The organism is Lysinibacillus sp. VIII_CA, assembly GCF_049943995.1.
GTDB lineage: Bacteria > Bacillota > Bacilli > Bacillales_A > Planococcaceae > Lysinibacillus > Lysinibacillus pinottii.
The window spans coordinates 1-7,979 of the sequence record NZ_JBNFXM010000038.1 but is presented as its reverse complement, the minus strand read 5'-3'; the positions used below and the strand labels follow the sequence as shown (position 1 = coordinate 7,979).

Annotated in this window: 7 protein-coding genes; 4 read left to right on the top strand and 3 right to left on the bottom strand. The window is 36.3% G+C overall.

Annotated elements, in window-relative coordinates; genetic code table 11:
- The first annotated feature begins 322 nt into the window (after window positions 1-322).
- The 3 genes from ACP3VS_RS23685 (at window position 323) to ACP3VS_RS23675 (ending at window position 4,248) form a co-directional block, all read left to right on the top strand.
- A complete protein-coding gene (locus ACP3VS_RS23685; protein ID WP_012292397.1) occupies window positions 323-1,516 on the top strand; it encodes an ornithine--oxo-acid transaminase in 1,194 nt (397 codons plus the stop codon).
- 84 nt (window positions 1,517-1,600) lie between these two features.
- Complete coding sequence (locus tag ACP3VS_RS23680) at window positions 1,601-2,845, top strand: Glu/Leu/Phe/Val family dehydrogenase (protein ID WP_012292398.1); 1,245 nt, start codon at window positions 1,601-1,603, stop codon at window positions 2,843-2,845.
- 239 nt (window positions 2,846-3,084) lie between these two features.
- Window positions 3,085-4,248, top strand: a complete 1,164-nt coding sequence (locus ACP3VS_RS23675; protein ID WP_012292399.1) for an iron-containing alcohol dehydrogenase — start codon at window positions 3,085-3,087, stop codon at window positions 4,246-4,248.
- Between the two features lie 64 nt (window positions 4,249-4,312).
- On the opposite strand, the gene ACP3VS_RS23670 is transcribed toward ACP3VS_RS23675, so the two are convergent.
- The 3 genes from ACP3VS_RS23670 to ACP3VS_RS23660 all read right to left on the bottom strand — a co-directional run bounded on the left by ACP3VS_RS23670 (window position 4,313) and on the right by ACP3VS_RS23660 (window position 6,284).
- Complete coding sequence (locus ACP3VS_RS23670; protein ID WP_012292400.1) at window positions 4,313-4,486, bottom strand: helix-turn-helix domain-containing protein; 174 nt, start codon at window positions 4,484-4,486, stop codon at window positions 4,313-4,315.
- Window positions 4,487-4,569: 83 nt separating this feature from the next.
- Window positions 4,570-5,547 (bottom strand): cation diffusion facilitator family transporter, encoded by a 978-nt coding sequence (locus tag ACP3VS_RS23665; RefSeq protein ID WP_012292401.1) that lies wholly within the window; start codon window positions 5,545-5,547, stop codon window positions 4,570-4,572.
- Between the two features lie 14 nt (window positions 5,548-5,561).
- The gene (locus ACP3VS_RS23660; protein ID WP_012292402.1) at window positions 5,562-6,284 is read right to left on the bottom strand and encodes an MgtC/SapB family protein; all 723 of its coding nucleotides are present in this window, start codon (window positions 6,282-6,284) and stop codon (window positions 5,562-5,564) included.
- A gap of 706 nt (window positions 6,285-6,990) precedes the next feature.
- On the opposite strand from ACP3VS_RS23660, the gene ACP3VS_RS23655 reads away from it, so the two are divergent.
- A complete protein-coding gene (locus tag ACP3VS_RS23655) occupies window positions 6,991-7,089 on the top strand; it encodes a putative holin-like toxin (protein ID WP_220273102.1) in 99 nt (32 codons plus the stop codon).
- Window positions 7,090-7,979 lie beyond the last annotated feature (890 nt).

Below are 7,979 nucleotides of genomic sequence, written 5' to 3'. Positions count from 1 at the left end.
TCAGGTACAGACTCAAAAGCTGGTGGCCCAGACTACCTACAACTTCACATGCAAGCAAAAACAACTTCTGAAATGCTTTAATTTTACATGGACGTTAGGGCTATTTAATAAGTAGTAATTGAAGCATTGTGACAGAATTTGTGAAACTTCTCCAGGTAATATTGCCTCTCGCTATACCATAGACACTTATGAGGTAGTTACTTGGGGGGAGTTTGCAAATTTAGCGTTTTAATTGTTACTAAATTAATTAGTTACTTACCGAAATACATAGTCCTTTCTTCCATAGATTTTTTATCATCATTTAGTAAGGAGAGAATAGAATATGACAAAAACTCAACAAGTTATTGAACAAACACAAAATTATGGTGCAGCAAACTATCATCCACTGCCGATCGTAATTTCAGAGGCTGAGGGTGCTTGGGTTAAAGATCCAGAAGGCAACAAATATTTAGATATGTTATCAGCTTATTCAGCTGTAAACCAAGGACACCGTCACCCAAAAATTATCGCTGCTTTAAAAGAGCAAGCTGATAAAGTAACATTAACTTCACGTGCATTCTACAGCGAAAACCTTGGTGAATGGTATGAGCTAGTAGGAAAGTTAACAAATAAAGAAATGGTATTACCAATGAATACAGGTGCTGAAGCAGTAGAGACTGCTTTTAAAGCAGCTCGTCGTTGGGCATATGATGTAAAAGGCGTAGAAGAAGGCAAGGCAGAAGTTATTGCATGTAATGGTAACTTCCATGGTCGTACAATGCTTGCTGTATCTCTTTCTTCTGATGAGGAATATCGTCGTGGATTCGGTCCAATGTTACCAAACGTTAAATTAGTAGACTACGGTAATCTTGAAGCATTAAAAGCGGCTATTACACCAAACACAGCAGCATTCTTAATTGAACCAATTCAAGGTGAAGCTGGTATTGTCATTCCAACAGAGGGCTTCCTAAAAGCAGCTCGCGAACTTTGCCGTGAAAACAACGTATTATTCATTGCTGACGAAATCCAAGCAGGTTTAGCACGTACTGGTAAAATGTTTGCTTGTGATTGGGAAGAAGTAGAACCAGATATGTACATCTTAGGTAAAGCACTAGGCGGCGGTGTATTCCCAATTTCTTGTGTAGCTGCAAACCGTAACATTTTAGGTGTATTTAATCCAGGTTCACACGGATCAACTTTCGGTGGAAATCCTTTAGCTTGTGCAGTTTCAATTGCATCTATTAAAGTATTATTAGATGAAAAATTAGCTGAACGTTCACATGATCTTGGTGAATACTTCAAAGGTAAGTTAAAAGAAATTAACAACCCAGTTATTAAAGAAGTACGTGGTCGTGGTTTATTCATTGGTATGGAATTAACAGAGGCAGCTCGTCCATACTGTGAAAAACTAAAAGAATTAGGTTTATTATGTAAAGAAACACATGATACAGTTATTCGTTTTGCTCCACCACTTGTTATTTCACAAGAGGATTTAGATTGGTCAATCGAACAAATTGAAAAAGTATTTAAACTTTAACAAAATGTTCACATTTTAATTCGGAAGTATGTTACAATGATGCCGATATACTATCATTAAATAAAACAAAGAGGCGATTTAATAATGTCTGAAAACTTAAATCTTTTCACATCAACACAAGATGTCATTCAAGATGCTCTAAACAAACTTGGCTATGATGAAGCAATGTATGAATTACTAAAAGAACCGCTTCGCATGCTCCAAGTACGTATCCCGGTGAAAATGGATGATGGTACAACAAAAGTATTCACAGGTTACCGTGCACAACATAACGATGCTGTAGGACCAACTAAAGGTGGAGTTCGTTTCCACCCACAAGTGTCTGAGGAGGAAGTTAAAGCGCTTTCAATGTGGATGACATTGAAGTGTGGTATTGTCGATCTACCATATGGCGGTGGTAAAGGCGGTGTCATCTGTGACCCTCGTCAAATGTCTATGGGCGAAATCGAGCGTTTAAGCCGCGGTTACGTTCGTGCTGTAAGTCAAATCGTAGGACCAACAAAAGACATTCCTGCACCAGACGTATTTACAAATGCACAAATTATGGCATGGATGATGGATGAGTATAGCCGTATGGATGAATTTAACTCACCAGGCTTTATCACAGGTAAGCCATTAGTTCTTGGTGGTTCACAAGGTCGTGACCGTGCGACTGCACAAGGTGTTACAATTGTAATCGAAGAAGCAGCGAAAAAACGTGGTATTGATATTAAAGGTGCGCGAGTTGTTATTCAAGGATTTGGTAACGCAGGTAGCTTCCTTGCGAAATTTATGCATGATTTAGGTGCAAAGGTAATCGGTATTTCAGATGCTTATGGTGCACTTCATGATCCAGAAGGTTTAGATATCGACTACTTATTAGATCGTCGTGATAGCTTTGGTACTGTAACAACTTTATTTGAAAACACGATTTCAAATAAAGAATTATTAGAACTTGATTGTGATATTTTAGTGCCTGCTGCGATTGAGAACCAAATTACTGCTGACAATGCACACAATATTAAAGCTGATATCGTAGTAGAAGCAGCAAATGGACCAACAACTGCTGAAGCAACTAAAATCCTGACAGAACGTGGCATTTTACTTGTGCCAGACGTATTAGCATCTGCTGGTGGTGTTACAGTTTCTTACTTCGAATGGGTACAAAATAACCAAGGTTATTATTGGACAGAAGAAGAGGTTGAAGAACGTCTATACAAAAAAATGGTAGAAGCATTTGATAATGTTTATACAACAGCTACAACACGTAACATTAACATGCGCTTAGCTGCTTATATGGTAGGTGTTCGCCGCACTGCAGAAGCTTCACGCTTCCGTGGATGGGTTTAAAATAAGTTCAATCTAAAACGAGTTTCTCCTATTGTAATGGGAGGACTCGTTTTTTTATATTTACATGAATGGGAAGCTAAGAGGCATTCAATTAAACAGATGTACTAAATTCTTTAATAAATTAAAGAGACCGTCCAAACCGAAACTAATTAACAGAGTTGTGCTATACTGCACCAAACGTTATCTTTGCTTTCTTTAATATAAATATGAGAAAATCCAACTAGAAAGGGGCGAATTAAATGGATTCATTTACATTTTTTAACCCAGTGAAACTGCATTTTGGTGAAGATGCGCTGGAAAAGTTACCAAAGGAATTAGAGCAGTATGGAAAAAAAGTATTGGTTGTATATGGTGGTGGTAGCATCAAGACAAATGGTGTTTACGACGCTGTTATCGACAAATTACAACAAGCAGATAAAACAATTTTTGAATTAAGTGGGGTAGAACCTAATCCTCGTGTGGAAACAGCTAGACGTGGTATTGAAATTTGTAAAACAGAAGGAATCGACTTAGTTCTTGCGGTTGGTGGTGGTTCTGTAATTGATTGTTCCAAATTAATTGTTGCTGGTGCAAAATATGATGGAGACGCATGGGATATCGTTAAACGTAAGGTTTTGGTGGAACAAGCTCTACCATTAGGAACCGTGTTAACATTGGCTGCTACAGGCTCTGAAATGAACTCTGGATCGGTTATTACTAACGCTGCTACTGAAGAAAAATTAGGCTGGGGTAGCCCTGCGGCATTCCCGAAATTTTCAATATTAAATCCTGCGTATACGGTGAGTGTACCTAAAAATCATACGGTTTATGGAATCGTTGATATGATGTCACATATATTCGAACAGTACTTCCATAATACAACGAATACACCAATCACTGATGAAATGTGTGAGGGGGTATTACGGACGGTTATTAAGACAGCACCTAAATTATTAGAGGATCTAGAGAATACACAGTTACGTGAAACGATTCTATTAGCAGGAACAATTGGATTAAATGGATTCTTATCAATCGGTTCTCGTGGAGACTGGGCATCTCATAATATCGAGCATGCTGTATCGGCGGTTTATGATATTCCGCATGCGGGTGGTTTAGCTATTCTTCAGCCGCATTGGATGCGTTTAAGTGTACCAGTGAATCCTGAACGCTTTGCGGGTATAGCAACACGAGTATTCGGAGTGGATGCAACAGATAAAACGGTAGAAGAGGTTGCTTATGAAGGGATTGATCGCTTGTCAGCATTTTGGTCATCGTTAGGGGCACCGAATCGTTTAGCTGATTATAATATCGATGATTCGAAATTCCAACAGATTGTAGAGCATGCTATGCATAATGGTCCTTTTGGAAACTTCCATCAGTTACAAGAAAAAGATGTACGAACAATTTTACAAAATTCTCTTTAAGATAATGATTGAGTGTGAGGCTGTGTAGTTAGCCTCACACTTTTTTGTTAAAAGTTAAGAAAAATTAGTCAGCTGAATAGTTTGTATAGGACTTTAAGAAAGTCTCTACACCATTTTTTTGATAACGGCGAACCCATTCAGTCACACCGATATCTTTCGCAATTTCAAGCATGGTTTCATATCCATTTAAATATCGTTGAACTGCTTGAATACGTTGTTCAACACTTACTTTTCCCATAAAAAAACCCGTAAAAGTTAGATTGATGTCTAACTTTTACGGGGCTGTTTAAAACAAGGCAATTGGCTTGTTAGCTTTTAGTTTTAATGGTCAGGTCTTTCACCAAGATGTATCCAGCTAGCTTTTCCGTCATCTTCATCAAATAAAATGGCGACCTTTGATACACCCTTCTGACTTAATATAACTTCTGTTAAATGATCTCGAACATCGTCTAAAAATGCTAAGGATAGTTTAGGGTCAGCTTCTGCCACTAATTCAACATGTAAAAACTCCCCTTCTTTAATAACTTCAAGGCGTACAATATCTTTAATATTTGGATCATCCATTACAAGGTGGGCGATATGATTTAACATTTCTTCATCTGTCTCACCGATTACACCACGAGCATTGTCCAAGAATACTTTACCAACAACATAAAACATCATGGCCCCAATAATCATCGAAACAAGACCTTCTATTCTAGTCCAACCTGTAAAATGAGCGATTACAATAGCAATGAAGGCCAAAATATTTCCGCTTGTAGCGACTAAATCTTCCATAAAAACTAATTTAGTCGCAGGTTTTGCACGATTTAAATAATTGAAAGCTTTTGGAATAGTTGTAATACCTGCTTTTTCCTGCCCAGCTTCATGTAATACTTCTACAGCGGCTTTTGCAAGTACTGTTCCTTCTAAAACAATACCTATGAATAATACTCCAAGAGCAATGAGTACCCCGCTCGATTCTCCAGTAGGATGGATAAAATGATGCCATCCTTCCTTGATTGTTTCATAGGAAAGAATTGCTACGATAATAACTGCAAATAAGCATACTAAATTGACAATACGACCGAAGCCACTAGGGAATTTTTTTGTAGGTGCTTTTTTAGATAGAGCGGAACCAATATACACGAACAATTGGTTTGCTGCATCTCCAAGTGAATGCATCATTTCTGCGAACATAGCTACATTACCTGTTAAGAAAAAGGCAATGCCTTTAATAATACCTAAAAAGGCATTGACACAAGCCGCCATCAGGGAAGGTTTGTTGCCATCCTTTAGTAGTTTAAATAATTCTCCCATAAAAAATCCTCCAACTAGTTTAAAATTTCCATTTCGATTTTTTCAATATATGATAATGTTCGTAATGAACGGTAAAACGACAGTAAATTATCAGAGACAATTAAGGACAAACGTAAATCCAACTCATGTAAAACAGTATCATTTTTTAAAGGTACATCTTTAATACGGATATTTTCGATGATGATATTGTTGTTTTTAAGGAATAGCAGAAAGGATTCCGTATGTTTATCATCATCTATTTGAACTTTTAATAAAATCTCTCTCATGCGAATACGTTTTGGTCCAATTTTCATTAGGAAAGGGGAGAGAATTTCAATTCCGAATACAATAATAATCACAGCTAACGTGGCATCCATATAAAAACCAGCGCCTACAGCGATTCCAATGCCGGCAGCTCCCCATATCATGGCTGCAGTTGTTAAACCAGAAATGCTATCATTACCACGTCTTAAAATTACGCCTGCTCCTAGAAATCCAATACCACTGACAATTTGAGCAGCTAAGCGAAGGGGATCCATTGTAATATTAATATCTTCTCTAGAAGGGGTGGAGTAAGCTGTTTCAATGGAAATAATGGTTAGCAAACAGCTGAATGTTGCTATGACTAAACTGGTCTTTAATCCAACTGGTTTCTTCTTTAATTCCCTTTCAATTCCGATTACTAAACTTAATGTGGCTGCTAAAACTAATTTTATGCCAACTTCATATGTAATCATATTTTCCAATAATGTTCCCATACACAACCCTCCATAGATATTTCGCATTGCTAAGAGATATGCAAGCAGTCATTATTATATGTGCATTACTTTTTTGTATTGTACAACATGGAAGGGAGGAAATATATGTGTTTTATTTTATAGAAATCTAAAATTCATCTATACATCCATATCGTAATTGGTATCACAATGATTAAAGGTCGATTATTTATGTAAAACATGCATCTGAGGAAGTTGAGAGCGTTGCATTTTCTCATATGCTCTTTTCTAATTTAATTATGGCACCATTGTTTTTAGAGGAATGAACAATGGAGTTATTGATATGAAGCGAGCGAAATAGGTGTTTCTTTAGGTTGTAGGAATTATTTTAGGCTGTTTTTTTACATATTGTCAAAAAACAATCGGAATAGAGCGTACTAATGGTACTAGTCCTAGACATGGTGCATAAAATCAAGACGTGCCAGCCAAGATTAAAATAGATTCATGACAATTAGCTATGGGAATATTTAAATAGAAATGATAATGGAAGATGAAACAAGTAGCGTGCTTGCTACAAGAATTGATGATGGATATGCCGAGGTTCCTATATAAATTACATTTCCAAAAACTATATTTTATTCACATAAAATGGTATAATGAATGGGTAACTAGATAGAGGTTTCATGGGCGGTAAGCATACATTCTTCACCCGTTTTTCAGGTATCTGGAGGGGAAGGAGGTGTTGCTAATGACAACTTACGAGGCAATGTCCTTAATGATCAGTTTTAGCGGATTGATCGTTTCGGTAATCGTTCTGTCATTTACTTTTTCTCAGAAAAAAAAGTAAACCGCCCCTGCCCTCCAAGCATGTGAGTGGTTTACTCCTTCATTATGCAAATCGCCTTTGAAGCGATTCGTCGGTTACATGACCATTTGGTGGTGACACACCAAGTGGTCCTTTTTTTATATCCATCTTCATGAAAAATTATAACATGCATTCTTAAATTACTCAAATTAATTGGAAATGAGTACAATTCTAAATTTCAAAAGACACAAGGAATAAGAGAAAAACTTTAAGTGATATAAAAAGTATGTTTTGTTTTCCCTATTTAGATATGTCGAAACTCAGATTAAAGATAACCATTGATTTTTTAGTTGTAATCTGGGGATGCGCTCGTCACGTGTGCACTTGTTACATCTTATTGTATAATAGGATGGGATATACGTAGAGATGATCGTTTGTTACTAATATAATAGTTGTCTATGTTGGAAGTATGATCAATTTATTTATCTATAAAATCTAAAAGACGCACAGAAGGACCGTATAATGGATGGGTTATGTTTTTTATTAATAGCGTTAATACCTAACTTATTTGGTCAACCTTTTGTTTAGTTGGCTATGGTTCTAAACCTGTTGGTACTGTTATTTAAATGGTTGGATATTCTTTTAGTAGGAAGCATTCTATTTCCTTGCTATCAATATAAAAAAGATTTTTAACTTTTTTTAAGAAAATGCTTGATTTTTAAAATGCTATATTATATATTATTACTTGTCCTTAACAAGAAGAAACGCTTTGAAATTTTAAAAACAAAAAAGTTGTTGACTTCCTGTTATAAATAAGTTATCATAATGAAGTCGCTAAAAACGACTAAGATAATTATGAACCTTGAAAACTGAACAAGCAAAACGTAATCAATAAAGTTTTAAGTAGCTAGCCTAGCTAGTGAACGAAACAA